Annotated in this window: 23 protein-coding genes; 11 read left to right on the top strand and 12 right to left on the bottom strand. The window is 54.3% G+C overall.

What is annotated here, in order from left to right:
- Positions 1-84 precede the first annotated feature (84 nt).
- Positions 85-459: a YbgS-like family protein gene (locus FDW92_RS16135; RefSeq protein ID WP_042309671.1), complete on the bottom strand. Its 375-nt coding sequence runs from the start codon at positions 457-459 to the stop codon at positions 85-87.
- A 316-nt stretch (positions 460-775) separates the two neighbouring features.
- Here FDW92_RS16135 and aroG point away from each other — a divergent pair, with 316 nt between their 5' ends.
- Positions 776-1828: a 3-deoxy-7-phosphoheptulonate synthase AroG gene (aroG, locus tag FDW92_RS16130; protein WP_038638968.1), complete on the top strand. Its 1053-nt coding sequence runs from the start codon at positions 776-778 to the stop codon at positions 1826-1828.
- A gap of 109 nt (positions 1829-1937) precedes the next feature.
- Here the strand turns inward: aroG and gpmA are convergent, their stop codons facing one another.
- The 7 genes from gpmA to modE all read right to left on the bottom strand — a co-directional run bounded on the left by gpmA (position 1938) and on the right by modE (position 9728).
- Positions 1938-2690 (bottom strand): 2,3-diphosphoglycerate-dependent phosphoglycerate mutase, encoded by a 753-nt coding sequence (gpmA, locus tag FDW92_RS16125; protein ID WP_042309669.1) that lies wholly within the window; start codon positions 2688-2690, stop codon positions 1938-1940.
- 233 nt (positions 2691-2923) lie between these two features.
- A complete protein-coding gene (galM, locus tag FDW92_RS16120; protein ID WP_042309668.1) occupies positions 2924-3964 on the bottom strand; it encodes a galactose-1-epimerase in 1041 nt (346 codons plus the stop codon).
- The gene (gene galK / locus FDW92_RS16115) at positions 3958-5106 is read right to left on the bottom strand and encodes a galactokinase (protein ID WP_042309665.1); all 1149 of its coding nucleotides are present in this window, start codon (positions 5104-5106) and stop codon (positions 3958-3960) included. The genes galM and galK overlap by 7 nt, the downstream gene beginning before the upstream one ends.
- 3 nt (positions 5107-5109) lie before the next feature.
- On the bottom strand, positions 5110-6156 hold the full coding sequence (gene galT / locus FDW92_RS16110) for a galactose-1-phosphate uridylyltransferase (RefSeq protein ID WP_042309663.1): 1047 nt from the start codon (positions 6154-6156) through the stop codon (positions 5110-5112).
- A 9-nt stretch (positions 6157-6165) separates the two neighbouring features.
- Positions 6166-7182 carry a UDP-glucose 4-epimerase GalE gene (galE, locus tag FDW92_RS16105; protein ID WP_038638984.1) on the bottom strand — a complete coding sequence of 339 codons (1017 nt, stop codon included), beginning with the start codon at positions 7180-7182 and terminating at the stop codon, positions 6166-6168.
- 217 nt (positions 7183-7399) lie between these two features.
- Positions 7400-8872 (bottom strand): molybdate ABC transporter ATP-binding protein ModF, encoded by a 1473-nt coding sequence (modF, locus tag FDW92_RS16100; protein WP_042309661.1) that lies wholly within the window; start codon positions 8870-8872, stop codon positions 7400-7402.
- Positions 8873-8939: 67 nt separating this feature from the next.
- A complete protein-coding gene (modE, locus tag FDW92_RS16095; protein WP_042309659.1) occupies positions 8940-9728 on the bottom strand; it encodes a molybdenum-dependent transcriptional regulator in 789 nt (262 codons plus the stop codon).
- A 130-nt stretch (positions 9729-9858) separates the two neighbouring features.
- Between modE and FDW92_RS16090 the strand changes: the two genes are divergently transcribed.
- The 4 genes from FDW92_RS16090 (at position 9859) to modC (ending at position 12730) form a co-directional block, all read left to right on the top strand.
- Positions 9859-10008 (top strand): AcrZ family multidrug efflux pump-associated protein, encoded by a 150-nt coding sequence (locus FDW92_RS16090; RefSeq protein ID WP_003023026.1) that lies wholly within the window; start codon positions 9859-9861, stop codon positions 10006-10008.
- A 198-nt stretch (positions 10009-10206) separates the two neighbouring features.
- On the top strand, positions 10207-10980 hold the full coding sequence (gene modA, locus FDW92_RS16085; RefSeq protein ID WP_042309657.1) for a molybdate ABC transporter substrate-binding protein: 774 nt from the start codon (positions 10207-10209) through the stop codon (positions 10978-10980).
- A complete protein-coding gene (gene modB / locus FDW92_RS16080) occupies positions 10980-11669 on the top strand; it encodes a molybdate ABC transporter permease subunit (RefSeq protein WP_042309655.1) in 690 nt (229 codons plus the stop codon). The genes modA and modB overlap by 1 nt, the downstream gene beginning before the upstream one ends.
- Positions 11670-11671: 2 nt before the next feature.
- The gene (gene modC, locus FDW92_RS16075) at positions 11672-12730 is read left to right on the top strand and encodes a molybdenum ABC transporter ATP-binding protein ModC (RefSeq protein ID WP_038638999.1); all 1059 of its coding nucleotides are present in this window, start codon (positions 11672-11674) and stop codon (positions 12728-12730) included.
- On the opposite strand, the gene FDW92_RS16070 is transcribed toward modC, so the two are convergent.
- On the bottom strand, positions 12731-13549 hold the full coding sequence (locus FDW92_RS16070) for a pyridoxal phosphatase (RefSeq protein WP_042309653.1): 819 nt from the start codon (positions 13547-13549) through the stop codon (positions 12731-12733).
- A 165-nt stretch (positions 13550-13714) separates the two neighbouring features.
- Here FDW92_RS16070 and pgl point away from each other — a divergent pair, with 165 nt between their 5' ends.
- The gene (pgl, locus tag FDW92_RS16065; RefSeq protein WP_042309651.1) at positions 13715-14710 is read left to right on the top strand and encodes a 6-phosphogluconolactonase; all 996 of its coding nucleotides are present in this window, start codon (positions 13715-13717) and stop codon (positions 14708-14710) included.
- 82 nt (positions 14711-14792) lie between these two features.
- Here pgl and FDW92_RS16060 read toward each other — a convergent pair whose 3' ends face one another.
- Positions 14793-16076 carry a putative acyl-CoA thioester hydrolase gene (locus FDW92_RS16060; protein ID WP_042310154.1) on the bottom strand — a complete coding sequence of 428 codons (1284 nt, stop codon included), beginning with the start codon at positions 16074-16076 and terminating at the stop codon, positions 14793-14795.
- Between the two features lie 224 nt (positions 16077-16300).
- Between FDW92_RS16060 and hutI the strand changes: the two genes are divergently transcribed.
- The 5 genes from hutI (at position 16301) to hutH (ending at position 22613) form a co-directional block, all read left to right on the top strand.
- A complete protein-coding gene (hutI, locus tag FDW92_RS16055) occupies positions 16301-17524 on the top strand; it encodes an imidazolonepropionase (RefSeq protein ID WP_042309649.1) in 1224 nt (407 codons plus the stop codon).
- Positions 17521-18462, top strand: coding sequence for a formimidoylglutamase (gene hutG, locus FDW92_RS16050; protein WP_042309646.1), 942 nt, complete (start codon positions 17521-17523; stop codon positions 18460-18462). The genes hutI and hutG overlap by 4 nt, the downstream gene beginning before the upstream one ends.
- 86 nt (positions 18463-18548) lie before the next feature.
- Positions 18549-19268 (top strand): histidine utilization repressor, encoded by a 720-nt coding sequence (locus FDW92_RS16045; protein WP_042309644.1) that lies wholly within the window; start codon positions 18549-18551, stop codon positions 19266-19268.
- Between the two features lie 137 nt (positions 19269-19405).
- A complete protein-coding gene (gene hutU, locus FDW92_RS16040; RefSeq protein WP_042309642.1) occupies positions 19406-21091 on the top strand; it encodes a urocanate hydratase in 1686 nt (561 codons plus the stop codon).
- Between the two features lies 1 nt (position 21092).
- Positions 21093-22613, top strand: a complete 1521-nt coding sequence (gene hutH, locus FDW92_RS16035) for a histidine ammonia-lyase (protein ID WP_042309639.1) — start codon at positions 21093-21095, stop codon at positions 22611-22613.
- A gap of 79 nt (positions 22614-22692) precedes the next feature.
- Here the strand turns inward: hutH and FDW92_RS16030 are convergent, their stop codons facing one another.
- Both FDW92_RS16030 and bioA read right to left on the bottom strand, forming a co-directional pair.
- The gene (locus FDW92_RS16030; protein WP_038639028.1) at positions 22693-23169 is read right to left on the bottom strand and encodes a kinase inhibitor; all 477 of its coding nucleotides are present in this window, start codon (positions 23167-23169) and stop codon (positions 22693-22695) included.
- Between the two features lie 57 nt (positions 23170-23226).
- Positions 23227-24516: an adenosylmethionine--8-amino-7-oxononanoate transaminase gene (bioA, locus tag FDW92_RS16025; RefSeq protein WP_137400661.1), complete on the bottom strand. Its 1290-nt coding sequence runs from the start codon at positions 24514-24516 to the stop codon at positions 23227-23229.
- Between the last annotated feature and the right edge of the window lie 50 nt (positions 24517-24566).

Here is a 24566-nt window from a genome sequence, read left to right as displayed (position 1 = left end):
ACTGTATGTCATGATACCGTTTTTGGGATGATAAAATTAAAAAGGAGAGCTATTGCTCTCCCGTTATTAGCTTTATTTTCAGCGCTACTGGGTAGTACCGTCAGTTTTGGTGTCGGCATCATTATTGATGCCGTTTCCGGTCTCAACCTTCTTATTTACATCCGGGCAGTGTCCGTCCTTACACATGGTGTTTTTATGCACCTCGTCTTTGGTCATTCCTTCATGGTTCATTGATGAACCGTCCGGATGCAGCATTGTGCCACCCGAATTCACATTGTTGTTATCGACATTATTTGGCGCAACGTTTTCGCGTGCGTCTGGCGCGACTTGACCGGCATCTGCCGCGGAATTTGCCTGGCCGTTATTCGACTGCGTGCTGGTGTCAGCTGCCAGTGCCGCGCCGCTGGCGAGGCTGAGTGTGGCCGTCAAAAAGAGTGAAGTCAGCTTTGTCATATGCATATTATGCTCCTGTTATGATAGAGATGTCGGATAACGTCTTCCAACAGTGCATGTGCCAATACATCAGCAGGACGTGGTTAAAAGTTTTGCTATAGAAATTATAACCAGCATAGAATCTTGAAATATATGAAAATTTAAGCTGTTGCAGTTATAAATTGTAGTCTTGATCTCTTTTTTCGCTACTTTATTGCGTTTTTTTGGCCTATTCCAGGATTAATCCGTCCAAAGTGTAAAACCCCGTTTACACTTTATGACTGAAGATATAGATTGGAGGGATTGCATTCATTTATATAAGTATGGCAACGCTGGAATAATCATGAATTATCAGAACGACGATTTACGCATTAAAGAGATCAACGAATTATTACCCCCGGTCGCACTGCTGGAAAAATTCCCCGCTACTGAAAATGCCGCCAATACGGTGGCGCATGCCCGTAAGGCGATTCATAAAATTCTCAAAGGCAGTGACGATCGTCTGCTGGTGGTGATTGGGCCGTGTTCTATTCATGATCCGGCAGCGGCTAAAGAGTATGCCGCTCGCTTGCTGGCGCTACGTGAAGAGTTAAAAGGCGAACTTGAAATCGTCATGCGCGTCTATTTTGAAAAACCGCGTACTACCGTAGGCTGGAAAGGACTTATCAACGATCCGCACATGGATAACAGCTTCCAGATCAACGACGGTCTGCGCATTGCCCGTAAACTGCTGCTGGATATCAACGACAGTGGTTTGCCGGCAGCAGGCGAGTTCCTGGATATGATCACCCCGCAATATCTTGCCGATCTTATGAGCTGGGGCGCAATTGGCGCACGTACCACAGAATCTCAGGTACACCGTGAGTTGGCGTCAGGTTTGTCCTGCCCGGTTGGTTTTAAAAACGGTACTGATGGCACCATCAAAGTCGCCATTGATGCAATCAATGCTGCCGGGGCGCCGCATTGCTTCCTGTCTGTCACCAAATGGGGTCATTCGGCGATTGTGAATACCAGCGGTAATGGCGATTGCCATATCATTCTGCGCGGCGGCAAAGAGCCGAACTACAGCGCTCAGCACGTTGCCGACGTGAAAGAAGGTCTGGTCAAAGCGGGGCTTTCTCCGCAGGTGATGATCGACTTTAGCCATGCCAACTCCAGCAAGCAGTTCAAAAAGCAGATGGATGTTGCGAAAGACGTTTGCGGACAGGTTGCCGGTGGCGAAAAAGCAATTATTGGCGTAATGATTGAAAGCCATCTGGTTGAAGGTAATCAGAACCCGGATAGCGGTGAACCACTGACCTACGGCAAGAGCATCACCGACGCCTGCATTGGTTGGGAAGATACCGATGCGGTGTTACGCCAGTTGGCGGAAGCGGTAAAAGCGCGCCGCGGGTAAAAAACTCATCCGGGTTATCCCCGGTAAGCCGGATAAGGCAACGCCGCCATCCGGCAATAAAAAAAGCGTGGAGCATTCCACGCTTTTTTCGTTTGACCCGGGATGAAAATTACTTCGCTTTACCCTGGTTAGCAACGGCTGCGGCTTTTGCCGCGATCTCGTCAGCGTTACCCAGATAGTAGTGTTTGATCGGCTTAAAGTTTTCGTCGAACTCATACACCAGCGGTACACCGGTCGGGATGTTCAGTTCGAGGATTTCATCTTCGCCCATGTTATCCAGGTATTTCACCAGCGCACGCAGGGAGTTGCCGTGAGCGGCGATAATCACGCGCTCACCGCTTTTCATACGTGGCAGAATGGTTTCATTCCAGTAAGGAATCACACGATCAATGGTCAGCGCCAGGCTTTCGGTGACCGGCAGTTCTTTGTCAGTCAGTTTGGCATAACGCGGATCGTGACCCGGATAACGCTCGTCATCTTTGGTCAGTTCCGGTGGGGTAACCGCAAAGCCGCGACGCCATTGCTTAACCTGCTCATCACCGTATTTTTCAGCGGTTTCTGCTTTGTTCAGACCCTGTAGTGCGCCGTAATGACGCTCGTTCAGTTTCCAGGATTTCTCAACCGGCAGCCAGGCCTGATCCAGTTCATCCAGGACATTCCATAGGGTATGGATGGCACGTTTCAGCACAGAAGTATAGGCAAAATCGAAGCTATAGCCTTCCTCTTTCAGCAGTTTGCCTGCCGCTTTTGCTTCGCCTACGCCTTTCTCGGACAGATCAACGTCATACCAACCGGTAAAACGGTTTTCCTTGTTCCACTGACTTTCACCGTGACGTACCAGTACCAGCTTAGTTACAGCCATACACTCACTCCTATCAATCATATTTAATGATAATAATTCTCATTATATTGCCGTAAAGCGTCAGCGGCAATGCTTACGCATAACCATAGCGAAAATAGCGCCATAGTGTAAGGTTCTTGTGAACTCAAGGTTGCGATTTTGTCTTTGGATGGTGGGCTTTTGAGCGGATTTGCTGTGGGAAACAAACAACAGGCCTGATAGATTTACGCTATCGGGCCTGTCAGGATGAACTGTCAGGCAGGAATAAACTGATATTCTGTCACGCTGGCATACTCTTCACCCGGGCGCAGGAAACAGTCCGGCTGTGGCCATTCCGGATGGTTCGGGCTGTCCGGCAGAAACTCACTTTCCAGCGCCAGACCTTGCCAGTCTTCGTAGGCCTCCGGCCCACGTGAAGGCGTACCGCCAAGGAAGTTCCCGGAGTAAAACTGCAATGCCGGAGCGGAGGTGTAAACCACCATCTGCAGTTTTTCATCCTGAGACCAAACATGAGCCGCCGGAGTACGCGCATTGCCTTGTGCCTGGAGCAGGAAGGCGTGATCGTAACCTTTTACTTTGCGCTGATCGTCATCGGCCAGAAATTCGCTGGCGATGATTTTCGGGGAACGGAAATCAAAAGTGCTTCCGGCGACGGATTTCAGCCCGTCATGCGGGATACCCATTTCGTCTACGGGTAAATACTCGCCCGCCAGAATTTGCAGCTTGTGCTGGCGCACATCCGTTTTGTCACCGTCGAGATTAAAATAGACATGATTCGTCAGATTTACCGGGCAGGGCTTATCAACCGTGGCACGGTAGGTTATCGAAATCCGATTATCGTCAGTCAGGCGATACTGCGCGGTGGCGCAAAGATTACCAGGGAAACCCTGGTCGCCATCGTCAGACGTTAAGGCAAACAGCACCTGACGGTCATTCTGATTTACTATCTGCCAGCGACGTTTGTCGAAACCGTTCGGTCCGCCGTGCAGTTGGTTATCACCCTGGCTTGGCAGCAATTCAACGGTTTGGCCGTCAAAGGTATAGCGGCTGTTGGCGATACGGTTAGCATAGCGGCCAATGGAAGCCCCCAGAAACGCAGCCTGTTCCGGGTATTGCTCCGGACTGGCGCAACCGAGCAGGGCTTCGCGCACGCTACCATCGCTAAGTGGAATACGCGCAGAGAGCAGCGTTGCGCCCCAGTCCATGAGCGTGACCACCATCCCTGCGTCGTTACGCAGGGTAAGCAGGCGGAACGGCTGACCGTCGGGCGCCATTACGGGAATTTCGTTTAACATTGTCCGGCTCCTTGTGAAGGTTTACAGACGTAAAATGTTTCTTTAATACCGGTTTTGGCTTCGTACTGTTCGGCGACAGCCTGCTGCACGGCAGGCACCAGATCTTGCGGGATTAGCGCCACAATACAGCCCCCGAAGCCGCCGCCAGTCATGCGCACACCACCTTTATCGCCGATGGTTGCTTTGACAATCTCAACCAGCGTATCAATTTGCGGCACGGTAATTTCAAAGTCATCGCGCATTGAAGCGTGAGATTCTGCCATCAGTTGACCCATGCGTAGCAGGTCGCCTTTTTCCAGCGCCTGCGCGGCTTCAACGGTACGCGCATTTTCCGTGATCACGTGACGAACGCGTTTGGCGACAATCGGATCCAGTTCGTGAGCAACTGCGCTAAAGGTTTCAAAGCTGACATCACGCAGGGCAGGTTGCTGGAAGAAACGCGCCCCGGTTTCACACTGTTCGCGACGGGTGTTGTACTCGCTACCCACCAACGTACGTTTAAAATTGCTGTTGATGATTACCACCGCAACGCCTTCAGGCATGGAAACGGCTTTGGTCCCCAGCGTACGGCAGTCGATCAGTAGCGCATGATCTTTCTTGCCAAGCGCGGAGATCAACTGATCCATAATGCCGCAGTTACAGCCGACAAACTGGTTTTCAGCTTCCTGGCCGTTCAGGGCAATCTGCGCCCCGTCGAGCGGCAGATGATAAAGCTGCTGGAACACGGTGCCTACTGCCACTTCCAGCGAAGCCGAAGAGCTTAAGCCTGCGCCCTGAGGCACATTACCGCTGATCACCAGATCCGCGCCGCCAAACGCATCGTTGCGTTTTTGCAGATGCTTCACCACGCCACGCACGTAGTTTGACCACTGCTGGCTGTCATGAGCGATTATTGGCGCGTCCAGAGAGAACTCGTCCATTTGATTATCGTAGTCAGCCGCGATAACGCGAACTTTTCTGTCATCGCGTGTCGCACAGCTAATCACGGTTTGATAGTCGATAGCGCAGGGCAGAACGAATCCGTCGTTATAATCGGTATGTTCGCCAATCAGGTTTACACGGCCCGGTGCCTGAATAGTATGGGTGGCAGGGTAGCCAAATGTTTCAGCAAACAGAGATTGTGTTTTTTCTTTCAGACTCATTATTTAAACTCCGGATTCGCGAAAATGGATGTCGCTGACCGCACGCAGTCGTTCAGCCGCTTGTTCTGCCGTCAGGTCGCGCTGGGTCTCCGCCAGCATTTCGTAACCGACCATAAATTTGCGCACGGTTGCCGAACGCAGCAGCGGCGGATAAAAGTGCGCGTGCAACTGCCAGTGTTGGTTTTCTTCACCGTTAAACGGCGCGCCGTGCCAGCCCATGGAGTAGGGGAATGAGCACTGGAACAGATTGTCGTAACGACTGGTCAGTTTTTTCAACGCCAGCGCCAGATCAGCGCGCTGTTCGTCGGTCAAATCGGTGATACGCAGGACATGCGCTTTTGGCAGCAGCAGCGTTTCGAACGGCCATGCCGCCCAGTAGGGCACGACTGCCAGCCAGTATTCTGTTTCAACGACCGTACGGCTACCATCAGCCAGTTCACGCTGGACGTAATCAAGGAGCATCGGCGCGCCCTGTTCGGCGAAGTACGCTTTTTGCAGGCGATCTTCACGTTCGGCTTCGTTGGGCAGAAAGCTATTGGCCCAAATCTGTCCGTGGGGATGGGGGTTCGAACACCCCATTGCCGCGCCTTTATTCTCAAAGACCTGCACCCAGGGATAGGTTTTGCCTAAATCTGCCGTCTGTTCCTGCCACGTTTTCACGATTTCTGTTAGCGCAGGCACGCTGAGTTCCGGCAGCGTTTTGCTGTGATCGGGCGAAAAGCAAATCACGCGGCTGGTACCGCGCGCGCTCTGACAGCGCATTAACGGATCGTGGCTGTCCGGCGCGTCCGGGGTATCGGACATCAGCGCGGCAAAGTCGTTGGTAAAAACATAGGTCCCGGTGTAATCCGGGTTTTTATCGCCGGTAACGCGTGTATTGCCTGCACACAGGAAGCAGTCCGGGTCATGTGCGGGTAGAACCTGCTTAGATGGTGTTTCCTGCGCCCCTTGCCAGGGGCGTTTTGCACGATGCGGTGAGACGAGGATCCACTGCCCGGTGAGCGGGTTAAAACGGCGGTGTGGATGATCGACAGGATTGAATTGCGTCATGATTGATCCTTAATCCGTATATCCCTGCGGATGGCGTGACTGCCAGTGCCAGGTGTCTTGTGCCATTTCATCCAGGGTGCGAGTTACGCGCCAGTTGAGTTCGCGATCGGCTTTGCTGGCATCTGCCCAGTAGGCCGGCAGATCGCCATCACGACGCGGAGCAAAATGGTAATTCACCGGTTTACCGCAGGCTTTACTGAAGGCGTTGACCACATCCAGCACGCTGCTGCCGATGCCCGCCCCGAGGTTGTAAATATGCACGCCCTGTTTGCCCGCCAGTTTTTCCATCGCGGCGACGTGGCCATCTGCGAGATCCATGACGTGGATATAGTCGCGAACGCCGGTGCCATCTTCGGTAGGGTAGTCGTTGCCAAATATGGCAAGGGACTCGCGGCGACCAACGGCAACCTGTGCGATGTAAGGCATCAGGTTGTTAGGAATACCTTGCGGGTCTTCACCCATATCACCTGACGGATGCGCGCCAACCGGGTTGAAGTAGCGCAGTAAGGCGATACTCCAGTCAGGCTGTGCTTTTTGCAGATCGGTCAGGATCTGTTCAACCATCAGCTTACTTTTGCCATACGGGCTTTGTGGTGTGCCGGTGGGGAAGCTTTCAACGTAAGGAATTTGCGGCTGATCGCCATAGACGGTCGCGGAGGAGCTGAAAATGAAGTTTTTCACGTTAGCGGCGCGCATGGCATTTACCAGACGCAGCGTCCCGTTGACGTTGTTGTCATAGTATTCCAGCGGCTTGGCAACGGACTCGCCAACGGCTTTTAACCCGGCAAAATGGATGACGGTGTCAATGGCATGATCGTGCAGAATTTCGGTTATCAGCGCTTCGTTACGGATGTCTCCTTCCACAAAGGTCGGATGCTTGCCGCCTAAACGTTCAATGACGGGCAGAACGCTGCGCTTGCTGTTGCAGAGGTTATCCAGGATCACTACCTCGTGACCGTTTTTCAGCAACTGCACGCAAGTGTGGCTTCCTATGTAACCGCTACCACCTGTAACCAATACTCTCATAATTCGCTCCGTTAAGCCTATGGTATGCAATAACCATAGCATACCAAAGATGCGAAAAGTGTGACATGGAATAAATTAGTGGAATCGTTTACACGGTGATCTTTTCACTCGTTTTCATTGGTTATTTTATTTTAAATCATCAGGTTAAGTTGTTATCTCGGAGTTTATCTGAAAAAAATGCAGAAAAAAGGGCGTGTTAAACGCCCTCAAATGAAAATTAACGCAGAGCGGTTTGTTGATAGGCGTAGACATCACCCTCGGGCACAAACTCCAGTCGATGGGTAATGCAGGCTGGGGCGTCTTCAGCGTGGTGGGAGACAAACAGCAGTTGGGTTTCGCCTTCACCGATCAGTACATCCACAAACCGACGAATCAGTTGGCGATTGAGCGGGTCCAGGCCTTGCAAAGGCTCGTCGAGGATTAACAGAGTCGGGTGTTTAACCAGCGCACGCACAATCAACGCCAGCCGTTGCTGCCCCCAGGAAAGACTGTGGAACGGCGCATCCGCGGTCCGTTTATCCATGCCCAGAATATCCAACCACTGTTGGACCAGTTTATGCTGTCTGTCAGAGACGGCCTGATAGATGCCGATTGAGTCAAAGTAGCCGGAGAGAATAACATTGCGTACCGTCGTACTGACCCGGTAATCCAGATGCAGACTACTGCTGACGTAGCCGATGTGTTTTTTAATATCCCAGATAGTTTCACCGCTACCCCGGCGGCGGCCAAACAGTGTTAAATCGTTGCTGTAGCCCTGGGGGTGATCGCCGGTGATTAAACTCAGTAGGGTTGATTTTCCCGCACCGTTGGGGCCGACGATTTGCCAGTGTTCTCCTGGATTTACCTGCCAGCTCAGATGATGCAGGATAGGGCGATCGTTATACGAGACGGTGCCATCGTTGAGCACAATCCGCGGCGCGTTATCGGACAGCGTGCGACGGACCGAAGGCTCATCCGGCTCGGGTAACTGAATACCTTCCAGGCGTTCACTATGGGCGAGTTGGGCGATTAATGCCTGTTGCAGAAGGTCTGCTTTTGCACCGGTTTCAGTCAACGTGCAATCGGCAAGAACGCCGGCAAACTGCACGAACTCGGGGATCTCATCAAAGCGGTTAAGCACCAGTACCAGCGTAAAACCAGCCTGATGCAGTTCAGCGAGCAGTTCTGCTAACTGGCGACGGGACGCCACGTCCAGCCCGTCAAAAGGCTCATCAAGGATCAGTAAATCCGGGGCAGACATTAACGCCTGGCAGAGCAGGGTCTTACGTGTTTCACCAGTGGAAAGGTATTTGAAACGCCTGTTGAGCAGGGCAGAAATACCAAATTGCTGCGCCAGCGCAGCGCAGCAGGTGGGATCGTTGACCTCATCCTGAATGATTTCAGCGGTGGTGCGCCCGGTGTCATCTTCACCGGGGCTGAGAAGATCGGTGTTGTTTCGCTGCCACTCGTCACTGACCAGCTTTTGTAGCTGCTCAAAGGAAAGTCGGGTAATACGCGTGAACTGACAGTGCCGCTCGCCTTTCAGTAGCGGCAATTCTCCTGCCAGCGAGCGGGCCAGGGCGGATTTCCCACTACCGTTAGAGCCAACAAACGCCCAGCTATCACCTGCGTTTAACGTTAAGGCATCTAACTGGAGCGTTTTTGTGTCGCTAAGACGAAACGTGCCTTGCGAAATTTGCAATGATGACATTTTGTATCCCATTATTTGCAGCAATGAATAACAGGGATACGTGTTCTTCAGGCTGATGTCAATCAACTCAGCACAGCGTCGCAATAATCACTTTGTCAGCATTAAAATATGCTGTTGCGTTAGCACCTTCAGCTAAAGCGTGAGTCTGTTCTACTGGCAACGTCGCACACAGCGTCTGGCCGTCTGGCAACGTCATTAACACCTCACATTGTTCTGCGCCACGTTCGATATGACTAATCATTCCATGCAACTGATTATCGGCTGCCTGTGCAATGGCGTCGTCCTGAGTGATTCCCACCCACGGCGCTTTCAACAGAATTAATACTTCTTTACCTTCCTCAAGACCCAAACGCTCACCGCTTTGCGCAGTAATCGCCACCTTCAGGCGCGTTTCGCCATCAGCCAACAGGACGTCGACATGCTGCTGAACCTGATCGTGGTCGCGGGCGGTTATTGTGCCAAACCATTGGTTACGGGCGCTGGTTTGCAGTGAAAAGCGGGAAATGGCTGCCAGCAGACTATTGAGCGGCAGCGCATCGTCATCGCTCAACACATCAAACGCTTTTTGTTGAATTTGCGCGAGCAAATCATACAGTTGGATCAGACGCTGGCCATAACGCGTCAACACCGCGCCGCCGCCGCCTTTACCGCCGGTGGCGCGCTCAACCAGCGTCTGCTCACTGAGCTGGTTCATTTCGTTAATCGCATCCCAGGCGCTTTTATAACTGATACCCGCATCCTTCGCGCCCTGACTGATGGAGCCGGAAAGCGCAATGTGCTTAAGCAGAGAAATGCGACGGGGATCGGCAAACAGTTTTTGCTGAAGTTTCAGCGTAAGAAGGATTTCGGCCTGCATCACAAGCTCCTGGCAAAAAAGGGTATTGTGACGGAAAACCGCGTGCGCGCAAAGCCGACCGCACAAAAGGGGAGTGCTTTTCTGCGTTATGCGGTTAGAATACGTCTAAGGACTATATCTGGAGTTGACCATGTTAGAGTTATTGAAAAGTCTGGTATTCGCCGTAATCATGGTACCTGTGGTGATGGCCATCATTCTGGGGCTGATTTACGGATTGGGTGAAGTGTTCAACATTTTTTCCGGTATCGGTCAGAAAGACCAGTCCAGACAGAATCATTGATTCCCCAAACGCCCGCTTAGTCGGGCGTTTATATTTTTGCCTTTCAGCTCGTTTTCTCTGACAACAGTTTCTCAAGATCCTGCTTCTCCTGCCGATATTTTCATGGTGTAACCTCTAATTGGTATTAATAACCGCTGGGAAAATCCTGACTTAACCGTTATATTTGCGCGTACATAACGAAACTCAAAGGAGCTACAGATGGCACGCACATGGTTACGCTTGTTTGCAGGGGCGACGCTTTCTCTTTCTGTCGCAGGACAAGCATTGGCGGATGAAGGGAAAATCACGGTATTCGCAGCGGCTTCGCTCACCAACGCGATGCAGGATATTGCTACGCAATATAAAAAAGAGAAGAACGTTGACGTCGTCTCCTCTTTTGCCTCTTCTTCTACGCTGGCGCGTCAGATTGAAGCAGGCGCGCCTGCTGACCTGTTTATTTCTGCCGATCAGAAATGGATGGATTATGCGGTCGACAAAAAATCGATTGATACCGCCACGCGAGCAACGCTGTTAGGCAACAGTCTGGTGGTGGTAGCGCCGAAAGCCAGCGCTCAGAAAGACTTTACTATCGACAGTAAAACCAACTGGACCCGTTTGCTGAATGGTGGACGCCTGGCTGTCGGCGATCCGGAACATGTTCCGGCGGGCATTTATGCCAAGGAAGCACTGCAAAAATTGGGCGCATGGGATACTCTGGCGCCGAAACTGGCACCTGCGGAAGACGTTCGCGGTGCGCTGGCGCTGGTAGAACGTAACGAAGCGCCGCTGGGGATCGTCTATGGTTCCGATGCTGTCGCCAGCAAAGGCGTCAAGGTTGTCGCGACCTTCCCGGAAGATTCACACAAAAAAGTGGAATACCCTATCGCGATTGTTGATGGGCACAAAAACGCAACGGTCAGCGCGTTCTATGATTACCTGAAAGGACCGCAGGCTGCTGAAATCTTTAAACGTTATGGATTTACGACCAAGTAATGATACTGACCGATCCTGAATGGCAGGCCGTCATACTGAGCCTGAAAGTTTCTTCCCTGGCCGTGTTGTTTAGTCTGCCGTTTGGGATCTTCTTTGCCTGGCTGCTTGTGCGATGCAAGTTCCCGGGCAAAGCGCTGCTCGACAGCGTTTTGCATTTGCCGTTGGTGCTGCCGCCGGTTGTGGTGGGGTATCTGCTGTTGATCGCCATGGGGCGGCGCGGATTTATCGGCGAGCGGCTGTATGACTGGTTTGGCATCACCTTTGCCTTTAGCTGGCGCGGTGCGGTGCTGGCTGCGGCGGTGATGTCTTTCCCTCTTATGGTACGGGCAATTCGTCTGGCGCTGGAAGGTGTCGACGTCAAGCTGGAGCAGGCGGCCCGAACGCTGGGAGCCGGGCGTTGGCGCGTATTCATGACGATTACCTTACCGCTGATGTTGCCCGGCATTATTGTCGGGACGGTGCTGGCGTTCGCGCGTTCCCTCGGGGAATTCGGCGCAACGATTACCTTTGTCTCCAATATTCCTGGCGAAACCCGCACCATCCCCTCGGCGATGTATACCCTGATCCAAACGCCAGGCGGTGAAAGCGCAGCGGCAAGGTTATGTATCATTTCTATTGTGTTGGCGCTGATTTCACTGCTGATTTCTGAATGGTTGGCGCGTATTAGCCGTGAGCGGACGGGGCGATAATCATGCTGGAACTTAACTTCTCCCAGACGCTGGGAACCCATTGCCTGACGCTCAATGAAACGCTGCCTGCCAGTGGGATTACCGCTATTTTTGGCGTCTCCGGCGCTGGGAAAACGTCGCTGATCAACGCTATCAGCGGCCTGACGCAGCCGCAGTCCGGGCGTATTGTGCTTAACGGTCGGGTGTTAAACGATGTCGAAAACGGAATCTGCTTAACGCCTGAAAAGCGTCGGGTGGGCTATGTATTCCAGGATGCGCGTCTGTTTCCCCATTATAAGGTGCGCGGTAACCTGCGCTACGGTATGGCGAAAAGCATGGCCGGGCAGTTTGATAAGCTGGTGGCGTTGCTGGGCATTGAACCGCTGCTTGATCGCCTACCGGGAAGTCTTTCCGGCGGCGAAAAACAGCGCGTCGCTATTGGTCGGGCGCTGCTTACCGCGCCAGAGTTATTACTGCTTGATGAACCGTTAGCCTCGCTGGATATTCCGCGCAAACGCGAGCTGCTGCCTTATCTGCAACGTCTGGCGCGTGAAATTAATATTCCGATGCTGTATGTCAGCCACTCGCTTGATGAGATTTTGCACCTGGCAGACAAAGTGATGGTGCTGGAAAATGGGCAGGTCAAAGCATTTGGTTCGCTGGAGGACGTCTGGGGGAGTAGCGTAATGCACCCCTGGCTGCCGAAAGAACAGCAGAGTAGCATTCTGAAAGTCAGCGTGCTGGAGCATCATCCTCACTACGCGATGACCGCGCTGGCGCTGGGCGATCAGCATCTGTGGGTCAACAAGCTTGAGCAGCCGCTGCAATCCGTGCTGCGCATTCGCATTCAGGCGTCTGATGTTTCGCTGGTACTCCAGCCGCCCCAGCAGACCAGTATTCGTAACATACTGCGTGCGAAGGTCGCCCAGTGCTATGACGATAACGGCCAGGTGGAAGTGCAGCTTGAGGTAGGCGGGAAAACGCTGTGGGCGAGGATCAGCCCGTGGGCCAGGGATGAGCTTGGCATCAAACCTGGCCTGTGGCTGTACGCGCAAATTAAGAGCGTGTCGATCACCGCCTGATTACAGCAGGTGGGTGTAGATAAACTTCGCGATGCTGTCGGTGGTATTGTCACCAATCACGATGTTGGCGCGGGCTTTGACCGCGTCATCAGCGTTACCCATCGCCACGCCGGTGCCTGCGGCTTCCAGCATGCTGATATCGTTAAAGTTGTCGCCAAAGGCGATCACATTTTCCATTGACCCACCCTGCGCTTCGATCCACTGAGTAAGACGTCGCCCTTTGCTGTTACCTTTACGGGCAATGTCGACCTGATCGTGCCAGGACCATTCACACTCCAGCCCCAGTTGTTGTTCAACGTCTTTACCAAACTGCTGCAGTTTTGGAATATCTTCGTCGGTCAGGGCAAATTTCCACACAGCGTTGACATCATGCGCGGCCTGCGCCAGCGAAGGAACCTGGGTGAAGGTTGGGCGCTGTTCCGGCGGCAGCGTTTGCGCCCAGTTAGCGGTACGCACCACATGCCCGGTCGGACGCTCATACAGCATGGCCTCGTCAACATACATCAGCCCATGAATCTGATGTTCATCCAGCATTTCGATCAGCTGCAATGCCTGGTCAACCGGAAGAGGATCGGATTCCAGTACCTTTTTTGCATGATAATCATACAAGTAAGTGCCGTTGCAGCAAATTGCAGGTGTATCCAGCGCCAGCGCCTGATAAAAAGGATGAATAGCAACGTGATGGCGACCTGTGACAATGATAAGTTGGTAGCCTGCTTCTCTGGCGCGTGAGAGCGCTTCAAGAGAGGATGGCAACAAGGTTTTTTTCGGAGTCAGCAAGGTACCGTCTAAATCCAGGGCAATCACGCGTGCGGTCATAGGTTTTTCCAGATTAAGGTTGAGAATTGTGTCTGCTGGAATGGTACACCGAGACGGGAGCCGGACAAAATTCTGAGTCTTAATTAAGCATTCACCGTTAAAAGCGTCTACCTTAGGCGTGTGTCAGGCAATTGCAGCCACCTGCCAACAAGCAAAGGAGTATTCATGAAACAAACCGTTTATACCGCCAGTCCTGAGAGTCAGCAAATTCATGTCTGGAGCCTGAATCACGATGGTTCTTTGACGCTGACCCAGGTGGTTGATGTGCCGGGTCAGGTACAGCCGATGGTCGTCAGCCCGGATAAGCGCTATCTCTATGTCGGTGTGCGCCCGGAGTTTCGTGTTCTGGCATATCGTATTGCGCCTGATGACGGTGCGCTGACCTTCGTTGCGGAGTCTGCACTGCCGGGTAGCCCGACGCATATTTCTACCGATCATCAGGGGCGTTTTGTGTTTGTCGGCTCCTATAATGCGGGCAGCGTGAGCGTCACGCGTCTGGAAGATGGTCTACCGGTGGGGCTGGTGGATGTGATTGAAGGTCTTGACGGCTGCCACTCGGCCAACATCTCTCCGGATAACCGCATTCTGTGGGTCCCGGCGTTGAAGCAGGATCGTATCTGTCTGTTTGACGTCAGCGATGATGGCCATCTGGTCGCGCAGGAGCCAGCAGAAGTGACCACCGTGGAAGGTGCGGGTCCGCGTCATATGGTGTTCCATCCGAATAAGCAATACGCCTATTGCGTGAATGAGCTGAACAGCTCTGTTGACGTCTGGGAGCTGAAAGATCCGCACGGCAAAATTGAGTGTGTGCAGACGCTGGATATGATGCCAACTGATTTCTCCGATACCCGATGGGCGGCAGATATTCATATTACACCGGATGGTCGTCATCTGTATGCCTGCGATCGTACCGCCAGCCTGATTACGGTGTTTAGCGTCTCAGAAGACGGAAGTGTGCTGACGAAAGAAGGCTTCCAGCCGACCGAAACGCAACCGCGCGGTTTTAATATCGACCACAGCGGTAAATACCTGATCGCCGCCGGGCAAAAATCTCATCACATCGCGGTGTACGAGATCGCTGGCGAACAAGGGTTGCTGACGGAGAAAGGTCGTTACGCGGTAGGCCAGGGCCCGATGTGGGTGGTGGTTAACGCGTACTAATATTGCGTCTAATGCCGGATGAGTATCCGGCACATTGCCCGGCAGAGCATGAGTCTGCCGGGTTTACATCAGAGAATGGCGATTACTGCTTAGGTTCAGCAATCACTTTGCTACCAATACCGCGGTTGTTGTATTCCCACATGCGGTTGAAGTTGGTGTCGTTCAGGTTGCGCTGGATTTCGCCTTTATCATCTTCCGCACCGGTATTACCGGTAAATGGATGTTTTGAGATAACGCTGTCAGCCCACGGCTTCGCCATGTTAAAGCCTTCGTTAATCACGCTGTCGCGAATAACCACCTGTCCATTGGTGTTAGAATCAACATCCAGCGAGCGGCCCAGCTGCGCCACGCCATCACCACTTGCCGTGAAGCGGCTATTGATAGCCAGGAAACCGTAGTAGATGTTTGACAGGGTAGCCGGTGCAAACACGTACGCTTCCTGCTGGGTACGGGAGTTCACAACGCGGAAATCGGTGTTATCGAATACCACCGCGCCACGACCAGACACGATATCCACATCGCCTTCAATGTAGCTGTTCGTCACCAGCGTACGCGGCTGACGATCGTTTTCCAGACGGTTTTGTACGCCGCTGTTGGTCACGAAGAAGGTATTCTGACGGCCCAGGATGTTGACCTTGTTGATCTGCACTTTATCGCCATCGGTACGCAGGGCGACGGCCGGATGGTTACCTGCATCAACGCTATCACCGAGGTTGTTTTCGATGGTCAGGTTCTGCAATTGCAGACCGTTATTTTGCGACCAAACGACCGCCGAACACATCACGCCTATATTCGTGCCGCGCTTGTTCTGGCAATTATCAAACATATACCACGCAGGTTTGCCCGGCATATATTTACCGCCCGGGTTCACCGTACGACGCCAGTCAGCGGTGCTCATATCACCGTCAATGGCCTGGCCAATTTTCACATCCAGCGGTTTTTCACCAGTACCATAAAGCGTCAGGCTTCCTGTCGCTGCCGGGATATAGACCGTGCCCTGATATTCGCCCGGCATGATCGCGATGTACTGACGTTTGTTGGTACGTTTGATGATTGCCGCATCAACCGCGGCCTGAATGCTGGTATGCGTCACGCCCTGGGTGCCTGCCGGGCCAACGACAAAGTCAGGCTGCGCGGGCAAAGTAATAGCAGAGGGGCCCCATGGCGCGGTATTTGGCGTCAGCGCGGAAAAATAGTGCGCGGCGACGAAGTTTTTCGCTTCATTGACCGACAGAATCGGGCGCGAAGCGGTGCCTGGCGCGGTCTGATCGGAAGGAATTTGATCGGGCGGTGTAGAGCTACAGGCGGTCAGCGTCACGCCAAAAGCCATTGCCAGCGCCAGACGGGAAACTGATGATATGTTCACAGGTTGCTCCGGGCTTTGAAAGTTATCCATTGAAGCCTGCTTTTTTATACTAAGTTGAGCGAAACGGGAAGGTTAAAAGGTAAAAAGTTCTTTTTTATCGCCGTAATGCCCGGCGCGGAGAGACCTTATATCACAAATAGATAACAATTATGGTCCTTCAGGTTGACAACATCCGCAGAATCAAAAATAAATGTCTATACAACCTATGACAAGTGGTGAGTCAAATGCAGCAATTCTTCCCTGATGATGTTATCTGGCGCAATGTTCGCCTGGCGACCATGGATCCTGAACGTGATAACCCGTATGGGCTGGTGGATGGACATGCGTTGATCGTCCGCCAGGGTAAGATTCGCGCTATTGTGCCGGAGTCTTCGTTATACCTCACACATGACAATACCTTTGATATGCAGGGCCGGCTGGTTACCCCTGGCCTGATCGACTGCCATACGCACCTGGTCTTTGGCGGGAATCGCGCAGGTGAATGGGAGCAGCGGCTTAACGGTGTTTCCTACCAGCAGATAAGCGCCCAGGGGGGCGGTATTAATGCCACCGTGTCGGCGACCCGCAGCGCCACTGATGAACAACTTCTTCATATAGCGCATCAGCGTATGGAGCGGTTGATCAAAGAAGGCGTTACGCTACTGGAAATAAAGTCTGGTTATGGTCTGGATTTGCAGACAGAAGAGAAAATATTACGTGTGGTGGCAGCGCTGGCGGCGGAAGATGTGATTGAAATAAGCCCCACGCTGTTGGCCGCGCATGCTACCCCGGCGGAATACCAGGGCGATCCTGACGGCTATATTACGCTGGTATGCGAGACTATTTTGCCGCGGTTGTGGGAACAAGGGCTGTTCGAGACCGTCGATCTGTTCTGTGAAAGCGTCGGTTTTACGCTGGCGCAGAGTGAGCGGGTGTTTCAGGCCGCACAGGCGCTGGGCATCCCGGTCAAAGCGCATGTTGAACAACTGTCATTGCTCGGTGGCGCCCAACTGGTGAGCCGCTACCACGGTTTATCAGCCGACCATATTGAATATCTTGATGAAGCGGGCGTGGCGGCGATGAGCCAAAGCGGTACGGTTGGGGTGTTGTTGCCCGGCGCTTTCTATTTCCTCAAAGAGCAACAGCGTCCGCCGGTAGAGCTGTTACGGCAATATCAGGTGCCGATGGCGGTGGCGACCGACTTCAACCCTGGCACCAGTCCGTTTATCAGTCTGCACTGGGCGATGAACATGGCTTGCGTCCAGTTTGGCTTAACGCCGGAAGAAGCGTGGGCTGGCGTCACCCGTCATGCGGCCCGGGCGCTGGGCCGTCATGCCACTCACGGTCAATTGAAGGCCGGGTTTGTGGCCGATTTTGTGGTGTGGGATGCCGAACTCCCGGTCGAGATCCTCTATGAGCCTGGGCGTAACCCGCTCTACCAACGTGTATTCAAAGGACAACCTGCATGACTAACTGGCAACCTGCTTCTCCTGCGCTCTGGCAGGGGCGAGATGACCGCGCCGAGTCACCGACTGCGCTGCGCCTGTTTCAGACCATTACGCTGAGTCCGGCGTTCTCCCCGGAAATGTACTCTGAGCAGATAGCACTGCTTGGTTTTGCCTGTGATGAAGGCGTTAAACGTAATCAGGGGCGCACGGGAGCAGCCGGAGCGCCAGACGCGCTACGTAAAGCGCTGGCGAATTTAGCCAGTCACGACGGGCATCAGCGGCTGGTGGATCTGGGTAATATTGTGGCGCAGGCCCCCGACCTTGAGGGTGCGCAGCAGGCGCTACGCAAGGCGGTACAGCGCTGTCAGCAGGAGAATATGCGTACCCTGGTACTGGGGGGAGGGCACGAAACCGCGTTTGCGCATGGCGCTGGCGTGCTGGATGCGTTCCCGCAGGCAAAAGTGGGCATCATCAATTTCGACGCGCATCTCGATTTGCGTCATGCCGAACAGGCCACATCCGGTACGCCGTTTCGTCAGTTAGCGCACCTTTGCGATGAACAGCAGCGCGGATTTCACTATGCCTGTATCGGCGTCAGTCGGGCGGCAAATACCCAGGCGCTGTGGGATGAAGCGCAGCGGCTCGGTGTCACCGTGGTGGAAGATTTGCACTGTGAGTCGGCACAAGCCCAGCTGGCGCAGTTTGCCTCTGGCGTGGATGTCATCTATCTGACTATCGACCTTGACGTGCTGCCGGTTTGGGAAATGCCCGCGGTGTCAGCGCCCGCTGCGCTGGGCGTACCGTTGGCGACGCTGTTGGGGCTGATTGAACCCCTTTGTCGTAGCGGTAAACTGCAGGCGGTGGATATGGTTGAATTTAATCCACGCTTTGACGATGATGGCAGAGCGGCACGCGTTGCGGCGCGATTAGGCTGGCAAATTGCGCACTGGTGGCACTGACATGCCTGAGGGCGTTACGCTTATCAGGTTCGGGTAATGTCTGTAAACTATACCCATTCACATTTCAGCTTAAGGAAGGCACACGCATGCTCCCATCCCGTTCTGCTCCGGCCCCTTTTTACGAAAAGGTAAAACAGGAGATCAGCGAAAAAATTGCCAGCGGCATCTGGCAAGCTCACGATCGTATCCCGTCTGAGGCAGAGCTGGTGGCACAGTATGGTTTTAGCCGAATGACCATCAATCGGGCACTGCGTGAGTTAACGGATGAGGGGTTGCTGGTACGTTTGCAGGGGGTGGGGACGTTTGTCGCCGAGCCAAAAGGTCAGTCTGCGCTGTTTGAAATTCGCAGCATTGCGGATGAAATCAACGCGCGTCAGCATCAGCACCGTTGTGAAGTTCTGACGCTGGAAAGAACCCTGGCCAACGCGCAGCAGGCTTTGGTGTTAAACGTTAAAGAAGGCACCCCCATTTTTCACTCCATCATGGTGCACTACGAGAACGATTTGCCGGTACAAATTGAAGATCGCTGTGTGAATGCGGAGATTGTGCCGGAGTATCTGGCGCAGGATTACAGCCAGACCACGCCGCACGCTTACCTGTCGCTGATCGCCCCTTTAACGGAAGGTGAGCACATTGTCGAAGCGGTACGCGCCAGTGCTGAAGAGTGCGCGTTGCTGAATATCAAAGAACACGATCCCTGCTTGCTGATCCGCCGCAAAACCTGGTCCGCGTCATCCATTGTCTCTCATGCCCGTTTGCTGTTTCCGGGTTCCCGCTATCGCCTGCAAGGACGGTTTATGTCCTGATGTCGGGATACCAAAACCGTGATTGCTGACGCAATATAATAAAAATGTATCTTAATTGTTAAAATCATTCTTGCGGCAGCTTGTATAGACAAGTATATGTTACTTATCTATCCGACGTTCGTGAGGAGTTTTCTGTCATGTCCCATAGCAAATATCGTCAGCAGGATATTCGTGCCCCGCGTGGCACCACCTTAACGGCCAAAAGCTGGCTGACCGAAGCCCCGCTGCGCATGTTAATGAACAACCTGGATCCCGACGTGGCGGAAAATCCGCATGAGCTGGTGGTATACGGCGGGATTGGCCGCGCCGCGCGTGACTGGGAATGTTACGACGCCATCGTTAATGCGCTGACGCAACTGGAGAGCGATGAGACCCTGCTGGTCCAGTCGGGTAAACCGGTCGGTGTGTTCAAAACCCATGACAACGCCCCGCGTGTACTGATTGCTAACTCTAACCTGGTTCCGCACTGGGCAACCTGGGAGCACTTCAACGAGCTGGATGCTAAAGGACTGGCGATGTACGGTCAGATGACCGCCGGGAGCTGGATCTACATTGGTAGTCAGGGCATCGTGCAGGGGACGTATGAAACCTTTGTTGAGGCCGGGCGTCAGCATTATCAGGGTAACCTGAGCGGACGCTGGGTGCTAACCGCCGGGCTGGGCGGGATGGGCGGGGCGCAGCCGTTAGCCGCGACGCTGGCGGGCGCATGCTCGCTGAACATTGAATGTCAGCAAAGCCGCATTGATTTTCGTCTGCGTACCCGATACGTGGACGAGCAGGCGACATCGCTGGACGATGCGCTGGCGCGTATCGATAAGTACACCCGTGAGGGTAAAGCGGTTTCCATTGCGCTGTGCGCGAATGCCGCCGACGTTGTGCCGGAGCTGGTGAAACGTGGTGTGCGCCCGGATATGGTGACCGACCAGACCAGCGCCCACGATCCGCTGCATGGTTATCTGCCGTCCGGCTGGAGCTGGGAAGAGTACCAGGTGAAAGCGGTGTCCGATCCGCAGGGCACGGTGCAGGCGGCGAAACGCTCAATGGCAACGCATGTCGAAGCGATGCTGGCATTTAGCAAAATGGGCGTACCGACGTTTGATTACGGCAATAACATTCGCCAGATGGCCAAAGAGATGGGCGTGGAAAATGCCTTTGATTTCCCCGGCTTTGTGCCAGCGTATATTCGACCGCTGTTCTGTCGTGGTATTGGCCCGTTCCGCTGGGTGGCGCTTTCCGGCGATCCGCAGGATATTTATAAAACCGATGCCAAAGTGAAAGAGATCGTGGCTGACGATAAGCATCTACATCACTGGCTGGATATGGCGCGTGAGCGGATTAACTTCCAGGGCTTACCGGCGCGTATCTGCTGGGTCGGCCTGGAATGGCGCCAAAAGCTGGGGCTGGCGTTTAATGAAATGGTGCGCAGGGGGGAAGTGTCCGCGCCAATTGTTATTGGCCGTGACCATCTGGACTCCGGCTCCGTTGCCAGTCCGAACCGCGAAACCGAAGCCATGCGCGATGGGTCTGACGCCGTATCCGACTGGCCGCTGCTGAATGCGCTGCTGAACACCGCCAGCGGTGCGACGTGGGTGTCATTGCACCACGGTGGCGGAGTGGGAATGGGGTTCTCCCAGCATGCCGGGATGGTCATTGTTTGTGATGGCACTGATGAAGCCGCTGCGCGTATTGCCCGGGTATTGCATAACGATCCGGCCACTGGGGTGATGCGCCACGCTGACGCCGGGTATGATATTGCGGTGGAATGTGCTGTCGAAGAAGGATTGAATTTGCCGATGGTTGCTGCGACGCAGGGGAAACGCTGAGATGAATACCATGACATTAACGCCGGGCCAACTGACTTTTGCACAGCTCCGCGACATCTGGCAGCAACCGGTCCAACTAAGCCTTGATGCCAGCGCGATTGACGCCATTAACGCAAGCGTCGCCTGCGTCAATAACATTGTCGCTGAAGGCCGTACAGCATACGGTATTAATACCGGTTTTGGACTGCTGGCCCAGACCCGTATCGCCACAGAAGATTTGCAGAATCTGCAGCGCTCGTTGGTGCTTTCCCATGCGGCTGGCGTCGGCGAGGCGCTGGACGACGCGATGGTGCGTCTGATTATGGTGCTGAAAATCAACAGCCTGGCGCGCGGTTTTTCCGGTATTCGCCTGAGCGTGATTGAAGCGCTGATTGCGCTGGTGAATGCCGAGGTGTATCCGCTGATCCCGGCGAAAGGCTCCGTAGGAGCATCGGGTGACCTGGCCCCGCTGGCGCATATGTCTTTGACGCTGCTGGGCGAAGGGAAGGCGCGCTGGCAGGGGGAATGGCTCCCGGCGACCGAAGCGCTGAAAAAGGCCGGGCTGGAGCCGATAACGCTGGAAGCGAAAGAAGGGCTGGCGCTGCTCAACGGCACCCAGGCTTCGACGGCCTTTGCGCTGCGTGGGCTAATTGAAGCTCAGGAGCTGTTTGCGTCCGCAACGGTGTGCGGGGCGCTGACCACCGAAGCCGTTTTGGGCTCCCGTCGTCCGTTTGACGCGCGGATTCATGCCGCGCGAGGACAACGCGGACAGATTGACGCCGCGGCGCTGTACCGTCATGTGTTGACGGATTCCAGTGCGCTTTCGCAGTCGCATCATAACTGTGAAAAAGTGCAGGACCCGTATTCTCTGCGCTGTCAGCCGCAGGTGATGGGGGCATGTCTGACGCAAATGCGGCAGGTGATGGATGTTCTGCTGGTGGAAGCTAACGCGGTTTCCGACAACCCGCTGGTGTTTGCCGAAGAGGGCGATGTGATTTCCGGCGGCAACTTCCATGCTGAACCCGTGGCGATGGCGGCGGATAACCTGGCGCTGGCGATTGCGGAAATCGGATCGTTATCGGAGCGACGCATTGCGCTGATGATGGATAAACACATGTCGCAACTGCCGCCTTTCCTGGTGAAAAATGGCGGAGTTAACTCCGGCTTTATGATTGCTCAGGTGACGGCTGCCGCGCTGGCGAGCGAGAACAAAGCGCTGGCGCATCCGCATAGCGTAGACAGCTTACCGACATCCGCCAACCAGGAGGATCATGTCTCTATGGCTCCCGCGGCGGGTCGCAGGCTGTGGGAGATGGCGGCGAATACGCGCGGCGTGATTGCCGTCGAGTGGCTGGCGGCGTGTCAGGGAATCGATCTACGTGAAGGGTTAACCTCAAGTCCATTGCTCGAGCAAGCGCGCCGGGCGCTACGCGAGCGGGTTGCCCACTATACGCAGGATCGCTTTTTCGCCCCGGATATTGCGTCCGCGACCGAACTGTTAGCGCAGGGAACGTTGCTGAAATTGCTGCCTGAATTTCTGTAGAAAATTGCCTGATGGAGCAGGCCTACGGTCTGCTTTGTAGGCCGGATGAAGGCGAAGCCGACATCCGGCACAACAGCACTTAACTAAACATCGCCGTAATCGAGGCGCTGGCGAGCGAGTGGAAGTGAACATTAAATCCAACCATCGCGCCGCTGGCGTCCTCATCGACATCAATACGCTCTACATCCAGTGCGTGAACCGTAAAGATATAGCGATGAGTTTCCCCCTTCGGCGGCGCTGCGCCGCCATAACCGGCTTTACCAAAATCCGTACGGGTCTGAATCACCCCGTCCGGCAGTGCAACCAGCCCGGAGCCGAAGCCTTGCGTGAGAACGCGGGTATCCGCAGGCAGATTTACGACTACCCAGTGCCACCAGCCGGAGCCGGTGGGCGCATCAGGATCGTAACAGGTCACGACAAAGCTTTTAGTCCCGGCGGGCACATCATCCCATGCCAGATGCGGGGAAATATTATCCCCGTCATATCCCATGCCGTTAAAGACGTGACGATGCCCAAGCTTCTCCCCATCACGCAGATCGTTACTGATTAGTTTCATACTGACTCCTCTCGTTAGCCAAAAAGTGTAGCCAGAAACCGTAGAGCTTACCGCTGATTAATCGCTAAAAAATGTTGCATGGCGCACAGCTTCATTGACGGCCTGAGTCAGGCGGCGCAACTGCTCGGGCTGAATAATGTACGGTGGCATCAGATAGATCAGCTTGCCAAACGGTCGGACCCACACGCCCTGTTCAACAAAGAACTTCTGTAATGCCGCCATATTTACCGGCTGGGGGGTTTCTATCACGCCGATTGCGCCGAGCACGCGTACGTCGGCGACCCAACAGGAGTCCGCCGCCGGAGCGAGTTCTGCACGCAACTGTACTTCAATGGCCGCGACCTGCGAGCGCCACTCGCCGGTGTTGAGAAGCGACAGGCTGGCGGAGGCGACGGCACAAGCCAGCGGATTGCCCATAAAGGTCGGGCCGTGCATGAAGCAGCCCGCTTCGCCATTGCTGATGGTTTCTGCGACCAGGCGGGTGGTCAGGGTCGCGGAAAGGGTCATCGTTCCGCCGGTTAACGCTTTGCCGAGGCACAAAATATCCGGCGTAATATCGGCGTGCTCGCAGGCAAACAGCTTGCCGGTGCGGCCAAATCCGGTGGCAATCTCATCGGCAATCAGCAGGATGCCTTCCCGGTCGCACATCTTACGGATACGCTTTAACCACTCAGGATGGTACATGCGCATGCCGCCAGCGCCCTGCACAATTGGCTCGAGGATCACCGCCGCAATCTCGTGACGATGCGCGGCCATCAGGCGGGCAAAAGGCACCATGTCCAGTTCGTCCCACTCGCCGCCCATGCGGCTTTGCGGCGCAGGTGCAAACAGGTTTTCCGGCAGATACCCTGTCCACAGACTGTGCATTGAGTTGTCGGGATCGCAGACCGACATCGCGCCGAAGGTATCGCCGTGATAACCGTTACGAAATGTCAGGAAACGCTGGCGAGATTCCCCTTTAGCCTGCCAGTATTGCAGCGCCATTTTCATCGCCACTTCCACGGCGACCGAACCTGAATCCGCGAGAAAAACGCACTCCAGCGCTTCGGGAGTCATGTCCACCAGTTGGCGACACAGCGTGATGGCCGGGGCATGGGTAATGCCGCCAAACATCACATGCGACATGGCGTCAATCTGCGTTTTCATTGCGGCGTTCAACTGCGGGTGATTGTAACCGTGGATCGCCGCCCACCAGGATGACATCCCGTCAATCAGCCGCTCGCCGCTGGCTAAAATCAGTTTGCAACCTTCGGCCCGCGCCACCGGATACACCGGCAACGGGGAGGTCATGGAGGTGTAAGGGTGCCAGATATGGCGTTGGTCAAACGCAAGATCGTCCGTTGTCATAATCGACTTGTAAACCAAATTAAAAAGATTTAGGTTTACGAGTCTACACC

The organism is Citrobacter sp. wls706, assembly GCF_005281305.1.
Taxonomy (GTDB): domain Bacteria; phylum Pseudomonadota; class Gammaproteobacteria; order Enterobacterales; family Enterobacteriaceae; genus Citrobacter; species Citrobacter werkmanii.
This window is presented reverse-complemented; position numbering and strand designations above follow the sequence as displayed.